Consider the following 17,321-nt stretch of genomic DNA (forward strand, 5'->3'; position numbering starts at 1 on the left):
ATTCGTATTAACCAGTTTCTAACTTTTTCGTTGTTCCTTTTTAGTTTGCCCTAATCGTTCTATTTTTGGTTCATAAGCTTGTTTCTTTAATTCTTGAAAATGCTGATCCATTTCAGGAAATTTATCTGATAAAACTTCTCTTCTAGATTCATCTTTATTGCTCATTAATTTTAAACCTCCTTAAAATTTAACTTGTAACCTTAACAGTATTTCCTTAATTGACGGAAAGATGTTTGGGATTTTTTATGAATTAAGTAAATCTTCTTTTAGATTTAACACAGAAACTTCCGTAATCCCTGTAAAATTTTGTTTTAGCGGCGACGGCCTTAGTATTCCTTGCCTTATGTTTGATCGAAACAGCACCAGTCAACTCAAAAAACAAGCTAATACTTCAAATAGTCCAGCCTATAACAACAAAGGTCCTCAGAGTATTCTCTGTAAAGAGTTCTACGAATTAGCAAAAATAAAAAAATGTGCTCTGGTCAACTTATTGGACCTGAGCACATTTTCTTCAATTTTAAAGTCTAATAACTTCAAGAGGAACGGGTCCACATACCCCAACAAAGATAAATCGTTCTTTACCAGTGTTTCTCATCCCATGAGTTTGGCCTGCTTTAGCCAGGATAGCCATTCCTTTTTTAATTTCTACTTCTTGTCCCTCTCCGGCAAAGTAAAGACCAGATTCTCCTTGCAAGCAGATCCAGACATCGTCCGCATTAGGATGTGAATGTAAAAATACTTCTTGGCCTGGCTCAAGGCACCACATCGCTGCTAATGTTTTATCAGATTCATATACTGCTACTTTTTGCGGGACATTCTCATCAAATTGTGCCAGTTGGTCTAAATTAAATACCCTGTCCTTCATATGTTTAACCTCCTTCTAATTCCAAAGCAACTATTTTAGATTGATTCCTTATCCAACTGCAGAAGTAACTACAGGTAGAACTCCAGGTATAACATAGGCAAATATTAAGATCATAACAATTACTATAGCTAAAAGTATAACCGAGTATTTAAAGGTACGTCTAAAAATATCTGTTTCTCTCCCTACTAACCCTACCGCAGCACAGGCAATTGCTATTGACTGTGGAGAAATAAGCTTACCCATGATTCCTCCTGTAAGGCTGGCGGACACGGTTAGAATAGGATTTAACCCAAGTTGTCCCGCTGTAACCTGCTGCAGTTTACCAAATAGGGCAGCTGAAGAAGTAACAGAACCAGTGAGAAAGACGCCTAACCAACCTAGGATTGGAGAAAAGACAGGGAAAATGGCACCGGTTGAAGCAAAAGCTAAGCCCAAGGTATATGACATACCTGAGTAATTCGCTAAATAAGCCAAGCCAAGAACCGAAGCAATTGTTAACAAAGAGAAAGCCAGTTGTTTTAAAGTTCTTGTAAAGACTTTAATTCCTGTTTGAGGACTCATTTTTAAAATAACCATGGAAATAATAGCAGCAAATAACATCGCCGTACCTGGTGCGGCAAAGAAATCCCATTTGTAGCTCGCTGCATATACGCTAGGTTCGGATACAATTGGTGCAGTCTTATAAACAAGACCATCCAGCCCCGGCCAATGCGGAATATTAACAAACCACTGCAGATCTTTAGCAACCCAATTCTTGAACAAGGGTGTACCCCAAAAGCCCATGATGAGAGTCAACACTAAAAAGGGAGACCAGGCTTTGAAGATTTGTCCTCCGGTATAGCTGATTTCTGAAGTACTTGAAAGATCAGGATCATCTGGGAAACGCCAAATAGATTTGGGCTTCCAAAAACGAAGAAACACCGTCAGAGAAATTAGACAAACAATGGGAGCAACGATACTCGGCAGTGTAGGTCCAAGGTAATTGGTTACCAAGTAGAAAGGAATCGTAAAGCTAATTCCGGCCACAAGTACCGCTGGCAAAACTTCTGCAGTCTTTTTCCAGCCAACCATAACGATTAGCATTGCAAATGGGATAATCATAGCAATGATTGAAACCTCACGCCCAACTGCTGCTGCTAAAATATTTTCGTTAATTCCTGTAACCGAAGACATCATAATCGTTGGCGTTCCCACTGGTCCAAAAGGGACTGGCGGAACGTTCGCCACGAGACAAATAACTGCCGCCCATAATGGATTAAAGCCCAGACCAACTAACATTGCGGCAGCAATTGCCACCGGAGCGCCCTGACCTGCTGCCCCTTCCATAAAGGCTGAAAATGCAAAGGCAATCAGCAACGCTTGCATTCTTCGATCACTGGAAATAGAGGAAATAGAGCTTTTAATAATTTCAAATTGACCAGCTTCGACCGTTAGATTATATAGGAAAACAGCCGTAATAATAATCCAACCAATCGGAAACAGCCCGTTCACTGCCCCTAAGATTGTAGAGGAAACGGCAATACCAACCGGCATTTTATAGACAAGGACTACATCAATAATCGCGATGAGCAAGGTCAATAGTCCAGCCACATGCCCTTTCATTCGCTTTATTGCCAGAGCCCAAAACAGGAAAAAGATCGGAATTGCCACAACTAATGCGGTTAAACCAGCATTTCCTAAAGATGTATAATTCTGTAACCACTGCATATTCTTCATTCCTCTGCGATTTATTTAAGTGCTGAAGCCACCGTAGGTATCATCCCTGGAAAGACATAAGCTTGTAGGGTTATCATCACACAAACGACAACTAGGAATATGAGGGAATGTTTGATTGTGAAGCGGAACAGATCGGATTCCCGCCCGACAAGTGAGGTAGCTGCAGCTGCGACGGCAATCGATTGGGGAGAGATCATTTTCCCAACAACGCCACCTGAGCTGTTGGCCGCTACTGTAAGCACGGGATTAACCCCGATTTGTTCAGCGGTAACTTGCTGTAACTTTCCAAACAGAGCGTTAGCTGAAGTATCCGAACCCGTAAGGAATACGCCCATCCACCCCAGAACTGGAGAAAGGAATGGAAAAGCTTTTCCGGTTGAAGCAAATAATAGCCCTAGTGTGAAGGATAGCCCTGAATAATTTGCTAAGTAAGCAAAACCAAGTACAGATCCCATCGTAATAATCGGATACATGAGTTGCTTTAATGTCCGTCCAAAGACCTCCATACCTTTTGATGGAGCAACTCGCAGAACTAACATGGAGATCATGGCAGTTATAAGAATTGCGGTACCTCCGGCTGAAAAGAACTCCCATTTGTATGAAGCCCCATAAACCGAAGAACTTGGTACAATGGGAGCCATTTTATATACTAACCCATCAAGACCTGGCCAATGGGGAATATTGATGAACCATTTTAAGTCTTGGGTTACCCAATTTTTGAATGCCGGAGTACCCCAGATGGCTACCATGACCGTTAAGATGGCAAATGGAGACCAAGCTTTAACGACCTGTCCGGCAGTATGTTTCGTGGGTTTAAATTCGTTCTCCTTTTTCTCACTTGGAAAACGCCAGATTGTTTTGGGCTTCCAAAACCTTAAAAAAACTGTGGTAGCCACTAAAGAAGTTAGTGAGGAAATAATATCCGGCAGATAAGCGCCCAAATAGTTAGAAGACCACCACTGCGCAACGGCAAAGGATATGCCCGTTACCAGAATCGCAGGCAACACTTCTCTGGCGGCTTTCCAGCCTGCCATGAGAACAATTAGATAGAGCGGAATCACGACTGATAGAAATGGCAGTTGTCGCCCCACCGCTTGCGAAATAACAAAGTCACCTAAACCCGTTACCGCTCCAGCGGCAATAATAGGACTTCCAATCGCACCAAAGGCAACTGGAGCAGTATTGGCGATTAAACACAATCCTGCAGCATACAAGGGTTCAAAACCCAAACCAATAAGAATGGCACCAGAAATTGCGACTGGGGCACCAAAACCTGCCGCGCCCTCTAAAAACGCGCCGAAGCAAAAAGCGACCAGCAAGGCTTGAATCCGGCGATCATCGGAAATCGAGGCAATAGAACTTTTAATAATTTCAAAGTGTCCTGATTCAACGGTTAAGTTATACAAAAAAACAGCGGCAATAACTATCCAAGCAATTGGAAATAATCCATTAATAATTCCTAAGGCACTTGCCGAAAGAGCAGTTCCGACAGGCATTTTATAAACAAGTACTACGTCAATCAAGGTTATTGCCAAGGTCATTAACCCTGCAATATAACCCTTCATTCGTTTGACAGCCAGTGCCCAAAACAAGAAAAAAATCGGAATAGAAACTACTAGCGCTGTGAGCCCTATGCTATTGTTAAGTGCAGCATAATTTTGATTCCATGGCATTTGCTTTTTCTCCCTTCATTTCAAATAACAGCATGAGATGTGTAAACCTATTAGTACACCACCTTTTGATAAATATTTTAAAATATATTTGAATTTCAATTATGATTGTACAAAACATTACTAATATTATTTTAAGATTCGACAAAAAAAACAGGATTTCATGACTGAAAAGCCATAAATCCTGTTTGAAAGGATTCCTATAGTTTCAAACGATATCTTAGCGATTTAACATGTGTTCTACTAACTGGGATTTCCGAGCCATCTTGCATTGTCAAATTAAAAGTGTTATTAAACCAAGGAACAACAGCATCAACCTTATTCAGGTTCGCAATATAACTTTTATGCACTCTTAAAAACGAATCTCCTAAAACACTCTCAAGTTCGTTCAAGGTATAGTTCGTTAAGTAGTTCCTCTTATCTGTAAAGACCCGAACCGATCTTTCTTCAATAGTTGCATAAAGGATTTCTTCAAAAGGAATCAGATATATCTTCTCATTGTCTTCAACTTTGAGTTTAGACCTTCCATTATTGGGCTGGAGAATTGAGTAGATTCGATCTAACTTATCCATAAATTCGTTTGCTATAAGTCCATCTTCTTGTTCTTGTAAATTATTTTGCTTTTCCAGGCGCGTTTTTAATCTCTGAACAGTTTCCTCTAACCTTTCTTCTTTGAATGGTTTTAATAAATAATCTGTGGCGTTTAAATCAAAAGCCTGAACTGCATAATGATTGTAAGCTGTGGCAAAAACGACGGCTGGCTTTATCGCAATTTCCATATCTCTTGAAATTTTCATTGCCGTATCTATGCCAGAACCATCGGGCATTTCTATATCCAAAAAAACAACGTCAGGCTTTAATTCACTTACTTGTTTCAGAACTTCCTCATTGGTTGAGGCTTCTCCAATTATCTCGATTTCTTGCATTTTACTTAATAAATAAATTAATTCATCCCGTGCCGGTCGTTCATCATCCGCTACGACAACTCTCATCCATTCCACTCCTTATGCTATTTCCAACTGAGGCGTTTCTGGAATTTTTAAAGTTACCACAGTTCCTTGTCCAGAATTACTAGTAATTGCAAATTCCGCCTGCCCATGGTATGCATATTTCAATCTTTGTTCAATATTTTTAAGACCAATACCCAACCCTTTACTAGGAACAGTTACCCCTGATTGCAATAATTTCAGTTTTTCTTCAGGTATACCTATTCCATTATCGACAATTCTAATAATCAGGAATCCTTCCTCCTTTACTGCAGAAATAATCACCTGCCCCCCTGAATTTAGAGGATAAATCCCATGTTTAATAGCATTTTCTATTAATGGTTGAAGTGTCAACCCTGGAAGTTGCCAATTCAAGACCTCTTCAGATATTTGTTCAATAACATTTAACCGATCTGAAAAGCGCGCTTGCTCAATCGCTAAATAGGCACGTATATGATCACATTCTTCACGCAACGAAACAAAGCGATCACCACTTTGGAGATTCTTTCTAAAAAAATCCCCTAATTCTAATAGTAGATCCCTAGCCCTATTCGGATTCGTTCTGCAAAAGGACACAATCGTATTAATAGCGTTAAAAAGAAAGTGAGGATTAATTTGGGCTTGGAGTGCTTTTAGTTCCGCCTTACTTACTAAACGTGCTTTTGTTTCCAAGGCAGCAAGTTCCAATTGGGTCGAAAAAAGTTGCCCCAGTCCTGTTGCAAATTCTCGATCAACTTTAGTTAAACTCCGTTTCCCCTGTCTGTATATTTTAAGTGTACCAACCACTGTGTGCTCGAAATGTAAAGGTACAATTAGAGCAGACCCTAAACAGCAAGTACTATCTAAGCAACCGATTTCTTCTCTATTCAACGCTACCTTTATTTCACCTGTGCTTATTGACTCCATAGTTGCTCTTGTCTGGATCTCTAAGCCAGCGGTGTGATGGTCCGACCCCTTTCCTACGTGAGCTAAAACTAAATGATCCCCCGTAATAGATACCGCGGCAAAATCAGCACGTTCAAAAATTATCTCACACACTTTTTTAGCAGTCTCTTGATTTAGGCCCAAGCGTAAAATGGGCAACGTTAAGTTAGCAATATATAAGGCTTTTTGGGCCTGAAGGGCACCGATTCGTTCTTCTTCAAGAATGGAATTTTGGGCAATTCCATAAAAAATCGCAATTCCTATACCATTCATAACAATCATTGGTGGTCCCATCGTTTTGACAATATCCCAACCATTGGGTGCTGGCAGAGTTACCAAAATCATAGCCATCTCTAATATTTCTGATCCAAATCCAATTAATGCAGTCTGTTTCCAACTAAATAGTTTGTTAGAAGAATATTTAGCAAGCATGCCAGCCAAGAAACCATTTAAGGCCGTGGCAATACCACAACTCAAGGCAGTTGCTCCTCCTAAGAGCAATCGATGCCCACCCGCAATGATCCCTGCCCCCAAACCTATGACCGGCCCGCCTAAAAGTCCTCCAGCTACTACGCCTACAACTCTGGAATTAGCTAATGCACCATTTGTTGGCAAACTCATATACGTTCCAACAATCCCTATACTTCCAAATATTATAATAAGAAGAAGTCTTTCTCGTGTATTTATCATTCCTCGCATGGTTCTTTTAAATAGCGGCGTCAAACTTAATAAATAGGCAATAGTGACTAGTAAACTCGTATCAAACGCTAGTTGTTTAAAAAGACTGGAATTCATCTTCTGTATCTCCTTTGTGTAACAATTCACTAAATCAATTTAATCAAAAAGAAAATTTAATATCAATCCTATAGCTTATAGTATAAAATATCAAGCCAATACTCTTACCAAATTACACCTTTAGAAGAGGAAGTCTCGCTCTGGTTTAAATAGTTCTGTTTCAGGAATAAACATAAAGAATCTAAAGGCAGTTATCCATAAGATGATAACTGCCTTTAGATTCTTTATAAATCTGGATTATCCTCAATTCTTTTTATTGCCTCTCGAATTACTAAGGGTATTAGTTCTGTTTCAGATTTCTGATTATTGTACATGACAAGAACTCCTTCCCCAAAAGCCACTTCTCCGAGTTTTTCACTCACTATTAAATACTCCATGACAAAGCTTGACTGACTCATCGATTTTACTCTTGCGCCTACGACTATCTGATCCGGAAATCTCAACGATTTTAGATATTTACAAGTAGTCTCAGCCAATACAGTCCCTGTACCAGTTATATTTCTCATTTGCATTAGCCCAATTTCTTGAAAATACTGAATTCGTGCATTTTCAAAGTATCTAAAGTAGTTAATGTTATTTATATGACCTTGGGCGTCCATTTCACCCCATGCAATGGACATTTTCAAATGAACGGGAAAATCATGCAAATCCATCTTACCAAAGAGGCCACCTTTCTTCCAAAAACTGGTTCTGCGTTTGAAACAAACTCTCAAACTTCGTCAGAAGACCTTAAACGTTCAGCAACACCTTTTCCATCCAGAACACCCGGCAGAGGAAAGATGCCCTGTTTCTCCAAGAGCTTGCGCAGTTTTTCTGTATCACGAACAATCACGACGGTGGGACTGTATAATCCGAGCACATACTCCCGGTATTTACGAGACGAAGCGATAGATGCCGCTTGTTCCGGTGTGGTGCATTCCAAGAGGCTAAGTTGAACGAAGGTGACTTGACCAAAGGACTCAACCCATTGTTGGAGAGTGAGGACAAGGTTTTCGGGCAAAGGATATGCGCTTAGTTTTGTAAGCAAGGCCAGCACTTCAGAGGCAGGCACCCCTCGTTTCAGAGCGTTCATGAGATAATTTTTATCTAAGCGGTATTTAAGCATCTGGTCCTGCTGTTCTAGAAGGGCGAATTGACTTAGCTGCCAACGAGTCGACCAAGATGCAGAGCGGGGCAGTAATATTTCAAAGTTCGGTTGGACATATGCCGTATCAGGACCAGTCGTTGGATAGACCTGATCAATGAGACACTTGATCTCAGAAACATAGTCTTCTACCTTTTGCATTTTTAATAATTTAGGGATAATAAACTGTCCCAATGGAGTAAGCCTCACTAAAATATCTTCCTGATATTCGCCCCAATCCAGTAAACCAAGGAAACGCATTGGGTCCAACAAGCTAATTACTCTATCCCTTGGAAACAAGGCACGTGAAAAGTCGGCTGGAATCAACTTACTCGCCTTTTGAGTCCAGCTTGTCCATTCAGTACAGTTGACCAATAACGGCAACATCAGAAAAAATCCTTTATTAGGAATAGTATTCAAGTGGAACGGAAAGATCTGGCAAAGCAAATCTTCTACTATAATCTGCTCTGTTAATTCTCTTCCCAATGCAGTCAGCGCTAACCGATCTCCTTTTGCCGAAATCAATTTAAAAAAATTCACCACTCCTAAAAGCCAGAAAAAATAACTCTCCATAGTAAAAAGTTTATCAGGCCGGGCAGGCTCAGTCAAAGCGGCCAGCACACGCTTTAAAGAGTTTTTGTTGACCTCACGAGCACGTGTGATCGAAACTTCGCCTTGCTCAACCATCACTAGGAAATTAAAAATGTTATCTAAAGTACCTGACAGGTCGGCAGCATAGGATCGCAAGGGCTCGAGCTTAAGTAACTCCGGGTAAACTTGATCATTGATAAACTGCCAAAACGCTTCAGTTACGCCTTTTTCAAGAGAAAGTAAATTCGAATAACGTCCTTCAACCATGAGACCGGCTTTCTTCCATTTGCTGATTATCCTGATCGCTTCAGGATAATCAGGACCCAAAAGATCCCTGTCTAAATAACGAAAGCTATCATAGTTATAACTGTAGAACTGGTCAATACTCACGTCCTTAGGTTGCCTATAGACCGTGAAGGCAAGTAGAATTCGCTCCATCGGATCCATCTTGGCAAAATAGTCGGGCCAAGACTCTGGCTTAAGCTTCTTTTGAGGAACTGCATTAGGTTTAGCCGCTGATTTGATGCTTGTTTTAGAGTTATGTTTATTGCTCGGCTCCAAGGGCCTGCTCGAAACCGCGTTCGTAGAAGAATTGTTTACTGAAGGCTGATCCTCTTCATGAGTAGGCGGCTTAAAACCAGGAGGCAATTTTTCTCCAAAAACTGGCCGCCATTTGGGAGTTTTAGACATGGTTCAAAATCCTCCTCATTCAAGATTTTCTTCGATCATGATCTTATATGCATACCCTTGTTCGGTGAGAAAAAGCTGACGGTGCATAGCAAATTCCTGTTCCTTGGTATCCTTTGTAACCAAGCTGTAGAAATAAGCTTTACTCTCTCCTTGCTTAGGCCGCAATATTCGGCCTAACCTTTGCGCCTCTTCCTGCCGGGATCCAAAGGTACCGGAGACTTGAATGGCTACATTGGCATCCGGTAAATCGATGGCAAAATTGGCCACTTTAGATACCACTAAACGACGCAGGCGGCCGCTTCGAAATTCTTCATAGAGACGGTCACGTTCCCGTTGCGGAGTTTTACCCGTAATTAAGGGTGCATCCAGCTCACAGGCCAGCATTTCCAGCTGCCGGACATACTGTCCAATCACCAACACTAAATCATCACGATGTCGCTCTATCAACTCAGACACCTTGTCCGACTTGAGAGGATTCTCCGCCGCCAACCGGAATTTCTCTTTTTCCTCCGCTAAGGCATAGTCCATCCGGCGAGCTTTACTCATTGGGATTCTCCACTCCATGCACTCAGCCGTGGCAATCCACCCTTGTGATTCTAAGATCTTCCAGGGGACATCCATTTTCTTAGGACCTATCAAAGTAAAAACTTCATCCTCCTTGCCATCTTCCCGCACTAAGGTTGCTGTCAAACCTAGGCGTCGCTTGGCCTGCAAATCGGCTGTGGCACGAAAGACTGGTGCAGGTAACAGATGCACCTCATCATAGATAATCAGTCCCCAGTTCTTTTCATTAAATACATGAAAGTGACTAAAGTTCCCGTCAACACGAGAGCGATGGGTAAGAATTTGGTACGTAGCTACAGTGACCGGGCAGATCTCTTTTTTCCCACCTGTATATTCCCCTATCTGCGAAATATCCAGGGTGGTTTTATCCGTCAATTCGCGCAGCCATTGCTTGACAGCACTCGTATTTGTCGTCAAGATCAGAGTCTCACACTGCAATTCCATCATCACACCCATGCCGATGACAGTCTTACCCGCACCGCATGGCAACACTAAAACTCCACTTCCACCATGCACCGAACCTTGCTGATGAAAGGTTGCGACGGCTTCTTGCTGGTATGACCGCAGGGCAAAGGGTTCACTCTCAGAATTGTCGGTACGCCAGGCCATCGGCAAAGGGGTACCTGCCATATAACCCGCTAAGTCTTCGACTGGATAAAAAAGCTTCATCAGGAGTTGTTTCAATTGCCCGCGTGCTTCTGGGTTGATCTCTGCACGGGTAGAGGAACTTTGGGAATCGTCATTCCTGTCATCGTCCCCAAGCAAGGGCTTGACCTCTTTATGACGGACGATTTCCAAGATGATCAAAGGGTCCTCCGCAGTCAGAAATAGCTTATTATCCTCTCGAACAAGTTTTACTAAGCCGTAGCGACCCATAAGCTGCTGAATTTCTGTACGTACCGAGTCAGGCAGAGGGAATTTACTGTAGCGCTCCAGACCATTTAATACATCGGCAACTGAAACCCCGCTAGAGGCTGCGTTCCATAACGATAACGGAGTAATCCGGTAAGTATGGATATACTCCGGGCTTTTTTCCAATTCTGCAAAGATGGCTAATGTATCGCGAGCTTCTTCATATAGAGGATTATGTACTTCCAACAGAACCGATCGATCGCTTTGGATGATCACAGGGTTGGTTGCAGATGACATCAGGGTCTCCTTCTTCCGATTAAATTCGTCATAATTATAGCATAAAAAAGAGCACTGCAAAGAGTGCTCTTTTACAAATGCCAGTTCATACAGTCTTTCCTTTTACTGCGCTCTAACATATTAGGCAGTACTCCTTATTTTGAAGCCTAAACGTGTCTAAGTGCATCTATTGGATTCAATCTGCTGGCTTTTCTTGCCGGAGCCAAGCCAAAGATAGTCCCTACCGCTGCGGAAAAACCTACTGCAAGTATAATTGTCCATGCTGTAATAGTAAACGTAAAGTCCATTATAACAGCTGCGGATAAGGCGATTATTATCCCTAGGATCAATCCTAGTATACCGCCAAATAAGGAAATAAAGATGGACTCAATGAGAAACTGCAATTGAATTTGGGCAGGTTCTGCCCCTAGGGCCTTCCTGAGTCCAATTTCCGTGGTGCGTTCAGTAACGGATACTAACATCATGTTCATAATTCCAATTCCGCCTACAAGCAAGGAAATTGAGGCGATACCAGCAAGCAAAAGCGTCAGCATACCTGTTATATTACCGATAACATCAATTATATTCTGCATATTAAGCACACTGAAAGTGTTTTCGCGGTAGTTAAAAGCAGAATTTAAAATTGTAGTCAGATCATTGGTAATACTCTCTGACTCGTTGGCATCGCTCATATACACATCAACACTTGTAATGTTTCTCACTCCCAGTGTTTTCATCGCCGAGGTGTATGGCATAATGACCGTATTGTTGGTTGAACCCAAGATCGAACCGCTAGATTCATTTAAAACTCCAACCAGGGTAACCGTGTTACCATTGATCAATATTTGTTGACCAACAGGCTCAGTCCCGAAAAACAGCTCTTTTGCGAGATCGTAGCCTATTACTGCAATTGAATTTTTGTTATTAACATCAAGGATATTTACCCCTCTGCCCCTTGCTAAAATATCCGATTCTTTTTTGAAGTAAACTTCATTTTTACCTTCCACTGAAACCCCTGTTTTAACATTACGGTCATATACAAGCGAGGTCTTACCCGAAACAGTTGGCGAAACCCCACTGACATTATTAACCCGTGAAAGCTGCACTAAATCGTTTTCATTCAGCCCTTGCTTTAAACGTGTTCCCATGGCTTGAATGGTAATTTTATCAGCACCCAACGATGATATCTGGCTTGTAATGCTACCTGTTGCCCCCTGTACTATGGTAATCAACGCAATGATTGAGGAGACCCCTATTAACACACCCAGTACGGTTAAAAAGGAACGCATCTTATTATGAATTATATTGCTCCAAGCCATTTTCATAGATTCTTTTAACATTAGCTCACAGCCCCCTCATTTAAGCATCCGTCAAGGATATTTACGATTCTTTTGGAGTATCTTGCGATGTTGGTATCATGAGTAATCATAATAATCGTTCTTCCCTCATCATTTAGTTCTTTAAAGAGCTGCATTATCTGCTGTCCAGTTTTCTGGTCAAGTGCACCGGTCGGCTCGTCTGCAAGCAGGATCGTCGGTTCAGTCACTACAGAACGGGCAATAGCAACACGCTGTTGTTGTCCGCCTGAAAGCTGGTTGGGGTAATTGTTCATTTTATCCGCCAGACCTACACGTCCAAGGATTTCAGCCGCCCTTTTATGGCGATTTTCCGGAGATACTCCAGCATAAATCATCGGCAGCTCTACGTTTTCAAGGGCAGTCAATCTTTGCAGAAGCTGAAAGCTCTGAAAGACAAAACCTATTTCTCGATTGCGTATTCGTGCCAATTCCTTTTCGTCTAAATCTTCAACATCGTTATTGGCCAAAATATACTTTCCACTGGTAGGAACGTCAAGACAACCAATAATATTCATTAAGGTAGATTTGCCGGACCCGGAGGGCCCTAGAATAGATACAAACTCTCCTTCATTGATTTTTAGGTTAATTTTATTAAGTACCACAAGCTCTTCAGCATCTAGGAAGTAGCATTTGACAATGTCCAGCATATTTAAGATTTCACTCATTGACCCATACCACCTTCAACACCGCCTTTAGTCGATTCGTCCCTGTCTTGCCCCATTTGTGCGCCCGGACCAAAATCAGCAGACTTAGCAGTTGGCGGGACTAATACAATATCATTGGCAGTTACTCCACTTTTAATTTCTGCAAGTACGCCATCATTAATACCAAGGGTCAACTGAACAGTTTTCGGCAAGTTATTGCTGTCTTTTATCAACACATAAGGGCTGTTTTGAGCGTCAAACTGTATTGCAGACATTGGCAGAAGCACGACATTAGTAACACTTTGATTGATAACCTTGGCCTCTGCCGACATACCTGTACGGAGGTTGTTATCCTTAGCGAGTGAAATAGTCGCTGTAAAATTTGTAACCCCGTTTGCATATTCCCCTTCCTTAGATACATCCGTAATCTTTCCGCTAATATCTTTCTTTAATGAATGAATGGTAACGGCGGCATCCTTGTCCTTGGAAACAGCTGACAGGTCGTACTCATCAACTTGTACTTTCAGCTGCAAATCTGTATAGTCCACAATATCAATCAACTTTGCGCCAGGCATAAGCTGTGCATTTTCTTCCGCATAAATGCCAGAGACTTCTCCCGCGATCTTAGACTTCATTTCTCCGCCCCCAACTGTCGTCATTAATACAGTACCAGTTGTAACTTCTTCCTCCTCTTTAACCTTAATCTCTTTAACTTGCATCGCCTTATCCGCAAAAACAGTCTGTCTATTTTTAGCTTCAATGCTGCCTGAGAAGCTGTAATTAGTGGCTAAATTACCGGTCGTCGGTCTGACCTCAGTATAGTCTGTTTTTTTGGGCCTAAGATATAAGGCAATAGCTAAAGCCAAAACTAATACCCCTATAATTGACCATATAATGACTTTTCTATTGCCCGTTTTTTTGTTTTTCATCAAACTTACCTCATCTTTCACATTGCTTTTTTAGCAGTTTACCTATTAATTGTGGTAATATACCCCTATCCATAATAGTTCAATCAAACGCAATATAAAAAATCCCCACCTAATAGGTGAGGATTCCGAATCATTTCTGCCAATTGCCCATTCATGGAAACTGTCTCTATAGAGTTCTGATTTATTTTGTGAGCCTTTTAATACAGGTGTTGGAATTGGAGCATAAATCCCGTTTAATTAAATGACATACTTAAATACCTCCTCAATAGATTAATATTTTTATTTATCCCCAGCTAAGTAAGCCTGACTAAGCAGCTCAATCGGGTGGATTACTTTTTGCGTCAGTTGATTTTTTCGAACTCCATGCCCAATCTGCATTTCACAGGCGGGACAAGCAGTTGCCACCACTTCAGCCCCCGTATCTCTGATATTATTAAGTTTCTTATCAAGGATCTGCATCGAGAGCTGATAATAAGATAAATTGAAGGAACCTGCAGAACCACAACATTGGTTCGTTCCGTTCATTTCTTTAAGTGAAAGACCCGGGATCTTTTTAAGCAGTTCACGCGGTTCTTTTTGGATCTTTAGTCCCCTAATGGCATGGCAGGGATCATGATAAGTTACTGTAACCGGGACATTATTTTTGGGGATCTTAAGTTTAATATCTTGTATGAGGAATTGAGTAATATCTTTGACTCTAGAACTAAATGCTTTGGCTTCTTCAGTCCCTAATTTTTCCCCATACTCTTGAAGCGCCACCCCGCAACTTGGACAATCCGTAATAATCGCGTCAACCTGTAATTTTGTTAAATTTTTAACATTTTCTGCAGCCAGATGCAACATTGTCTCTTCATCCCCACTGGCCTCCGCGGGCACCCCACAACACACCTGCTCTGGAATAAAGACTTCCACATTGTTTTCTTTAAGCACGTTGAGAACAGATCTTCCTGTGTTTTGAAAAACGTAATTTGTCATACACCCTGTAAAATAAGCAATACGTCTTTGCGGATTCTCCACGGGAATTCTCTGGGAAACCTCTTGACGAAAAGGGTGTCCTCCTTGAATATCCGGCAGAAGCTTCTCTTTAGCTTCTAAGTTGGATGGGAAAGGTTTTAAGATACGGGACTTTCGTACCAGCCACCGCAGTCCAGTACGCTGGTAGATCGCTAAAAACCGGGCGACTAGGTTCAAGCGGCCATTGGACTTGAGCAAATGATGAAATACTGTCTTTTTAATGAGAGGTAATCCATTCTTACCAACAAGCTCTTTGCGAGCAGCCAAAACGAGTTGATCTGTGGCTACACCATTCGGGCAAGTCGCCGAACAATTTTTACATAATAAACATAGAGACATGATCTCTGCAAATTTTTTGCTCAGTTCCAAATTTCCTTCTAAGTATTGACTAAAAAGAAATACTCTTCCCCTTGAACCCATCGTTTCTATACCCAGTTCTCCATAAATAGGGCAAACCGCCAAACATCCCCCACATTTACTACAGTGATCAATTTCCTTCTTGAGATGTGAATAATCTTTCACTTTCCTCACCTCCGAAAATCTTTCCCGGATTGAGAATATTTTGTGGGTCAAATACTTTCTTGATTTCTCGGAAATAGTGGATTTCTTCTGGTGTAAATTGGAGTTTCATAAAAGGAGCTTTCATCAGCCCGATTCCATGCTCTCCAGACAGAGTCCCCCCTAGTTCCACCGTAGTTTTGAAAATTTCTTCTACCGCCTTTTCAACTCGCTCCATTTCCTCTGGATTGTGACGATCGGTTAGGATATTAGGATGCAAATTTCCATCCCCTGCATGCCCATAAATCGGCATAGGCAAGTTATACTTAGCCGCAATCTTTTTTAAGCGTCGAATCATTTCCGGGATCATTGTCCGGGGAACCGTAGCATCTTCCGCGACTTTGGTCGGGTTCAATTGGACGATTGCGGCCGAAACTGCGCGGCGAGCTTTCCAGAGATCTTCAGATTCTGCATCGTTTTGAGCTACTCTTACCTCGGAGGCACCATTGTCTTGACAGATCTGGGCAATGATCGGTGCTTGTTTTTCAACGACCTCTTTGTCTCCATCCAATTCGATCAAAAGGACTGCCTCTGAATCCCTGGGAAGTCCCATATGCAAGTGATTTTCTACACAGTTAATAGCCAAATCATCCATGATTTCCAAAGCAGCTGGAATGATCCCTTTGGCAATAATTTGAGGAACTGTATCTGCTGCCCCATCGAGCTTAGGAAACATGCTCATAATCGTCTTTTTGGCTTCTGGTTTAGGAATGAGCTTTACAATAATCTGGGTAATCACCCCGAGCGTCCCCTCAGAACCAACAAAGAGCCGGGTCAAGTCATAACCCGAGACATTTTTAACCGTCCGACCTCCGACGCGGATTAATTCCCCTGCAGCAGTAACCACTTCTAAGCCCATCACATAATCCCGAGTGACCCCGTATTTAATGGCCCTGGGACCACCCGCTCCTTCGGCCACATTGCCACCCATAGTACAAGTTTTTAAGCTCGCAGGATCGGGGGGATAATATAAGCCTAAGGCTTCAACAGCTTTATGGAGGTCGCCAGTGATGACTCCTGGCTCAACAATCGCCACCAAATTTTTGGCATCAATCTCTAAAATCCTATTTAACCGGGTAAGATCCATGACAATCCCCCCCTTTACGGGAACGGAGCCTCCACTTAATCCAGTACCCGTTCCTCTTGTGTAAAGGGGCGTCTTAAAAGCCACCGCCACTTTTACAATTTCTTGAATCTCCTGGGTATTTTTTGGCCTGGCGATATAATCCGGCAAAAAGGTTCGGAAGGTGCCGTCATAGGAGTAACACATCCGGTCCTCCAACTCGAGAAGTAAATTTTCCGAATCCACAATCTTCGTCAAGGCCTGAACAATTTCTGACATTCTTAAACCTCCCCACTCTTCCTGACCCAAAAACGCTCCTGTATCTCGTACATCATACACGCGAGAGCAAGAACATCCACTTCGAAACTATATTTCTATAAATTACGAGAATCATTGCAATAGCACCACTTTTGAAGAGCATTAACAGATAGAATGATGGCACTGTTATATTAGAAACTTATTAGATAAGCTTACTTATTTTAGCAAAGAATGTTTTCATAACAGAGGACAACTAATCAAAATTCTTACGTATTATTTGAATAGTTTTAATTTTATAATAAAACGACTAGTAAGTAAAACAAAAAACCGTTTTAACCACGCTCTACTTACCCCAAGGAGGCGGCATGCAAATTTGTCAATAGTTTTGTGGCATATACACCAAAAAGGCACTCCCGCATAACAGGAGTGCGCGTTTGAAGGTATA

General features: G+C 41.8%; 14 protein-coding genes. All 14 read right to left on the reverse strand.

Annotation, left to right across the window (positions count from 1 at the left end):
- Positions 1–18 precede the first annotated feature (18 nt).
- The 14 genes from BUB11_RS27855 to BUB11_RS17180 all read right to left on the reverse strand — a co-directional run bounded on the left by BUB11_RS27855 (position 19) and on the right by BUB11_RS17180 (position 16,897).
- A complete protein-coding gene (locus BUB11_RS27855) occupies positions 19–165 on the reverse strand; it encodes a hypothetical protein (protein ID WP_200797943.1) in 147 nt (48 codons plus the stop codon).
- A 352-nt stretch (positions 166–517) separates the two neighbouring features.
- Positions 518–865, reverse strand: coding sequence for a cupin domain-containing protein (locus tag BUB11_RS17120; RefSeq protein ID WP_073030973.1), 348 nt, complete (start codon positions 863–865; stop codon positions 518–520).
- A gap of 48 nt (positions 866–913) precedes the next feature.
- Complete coding sequence (locus tag BUB11_RS17125) at positions 914–2,572, reverse strand: L-lactate permease (protein WP_073030974.1); 1,659 nt, start codon at positions 2,570–2,572, stop codon at positions 914–916.
- A 20-nt stretch (positions 2,573–2,592) separates the two neighbouring features.
- Complete coding sequence (locus BUB11_RS17130) at positions 2,593–4,254, reverse strand: L-lactate permease (RefSeq protein ID WP_073030975.1); 1,662 nt, start codon at positions 4,252–4,254, stop codon at positions 2,593–2,595.
- Between the two features lie 197 nt (positions 4,255–4,451).
- Entirely contained in the window at positions 4,452–5,243 is a 792-nt protein-coding gene (locus BUB11_RS17135; RefSeq protein WP_073030976.1) for a LytR/AlgR family response regulator transcription factor, read from the reverse strand.
- A gap of 12 nt (positions 5,244–5,255) precedes the next feature.
- Positions 5,256–6,956, reverse strand: a complete 1,701-nt coding sequence (locus BUB11_RS17140) for a LytS/YhcK type 5TM receptor domain-containing protein (protein ID WP_073030977.1) — start codon at positions 6,954–6,956, stop codon at positions 5,256–5,258.
- A gap of 224 nt (positions 6,957–7,180) precedes the next feature.
- The gene (locus tag BUB11_RS17145) at positions 7,181–7,609 is read right to left on the reverse strand and encodes an acyl-CoA thioesterase (protein WP_073030978.1); all 429 of its coding nucleotides are present in this window, start codon (positions 7,607–7,609) and stop codon (positions 7,181–7,183) included.
- Positions 7,610–7,665: 56 nt separating this feature from the next.
- The gene (locus BUB11_RS17150) at positions 7,666–9,360 is read right to left on the reverse strand and encodes a helicase-associated domain-containing protein (protein ID WP_073030979.1); all 1,695 of its coding nucleotides are present in this window, start codon (positions 9,358–9,360) and stop codon (positions 7,666–7,668) included.
- A 15-nt stretch (positions 9,361–9,375) separates the two neighbouring features.
- A complete protein-coding gene (locus BUB11_RS17155) occupies positions 9,376–11,073 on the reverse strand; it encodes a DNA repair helicase XPB (protein WP_073030980.1) in 1,698 nt (565 codons plus the stop codon).
- 146 nt (positions 11,074–11,219) lie between these two features.
- The gene (locus BUB11_RS17160; RefSeq protein ID WP_073030981.1) at positions 11,220–12,392 is read right to left on the reverse strand and encodes an ABC transporter permease; all 1,173 of its coding nucleotides are present in this window, start codon (positions 12,390–12,392) and stop codon (positions 11,220–11,222) included.
- Positions 12,392–13,075 (reverse strand): ABC transporter ATP-binding protein, encoded by a 684-nt coding sequence (locus BUB11_RS17165; protein WP_073030982.1) that lies wholly within the window; start codon positions 13,073–13,075, stop codon positions 12,392–12,394. The genes BUB11_RS17160 and BUB11_RS17165 overlap by 1 nt, the downstream gene beginning before the upstream one ends.
- Positions 13,072–13,983 (reverse strand): efflux RND transporter periplasmic adaptor subunit, encoded by a 912-nt coding sequence (locus BUB11_RS17170; RefSeq protein ID WP_073030983.1) that lies wholly within the window; start codon positions 13,981–13,983, stop codon positions 13,072–13,074. Before BUB11_RS17170 ends, BUB11_RS17165 begins: the two co-directional genes overlap by 4 nt.
- A 279-nt stretch (positions 13,984–14,262) precedes the next feature.
- A complete protein-coding gene (locus BUB11_RS17175) occupies positions 14,263–15,519 on the reverse strand; it encodes a (Fe-S)-binding protein (RefSeq protein WP_073030984.1) in 1,257 nt (418 codons plus the stop codon).
- Complete coding sequence (locus tag BUB11_RS17180; protein ID WP_073030985.1) at positions 15,485–16,897, reverse strand: FAD-binding oxidoreductase; 1,413 nt, start codon at positions 16,895–16,897, stop codon at positions 15,485–15,487. Before BUB11_RS17180 ends, BUB11_RS17175 begins: the two co-directional genes overlap by 35 nt.
- Between the last annotated feature and the right edge of the window lie 424 nt (positions 16,898–17,321).

It is taken from the genome of Desulfosporosinus lacus DSM 15449 (genome assembly GCF_900129935.1).
Classification (GTDB): Bacteria; Bacillota; Desulfitobacteriia; order Desulfitobacteriales; family Desulfitobacteriaceae; genus Desulfosporosinus; species Desulfosporosinus lacus.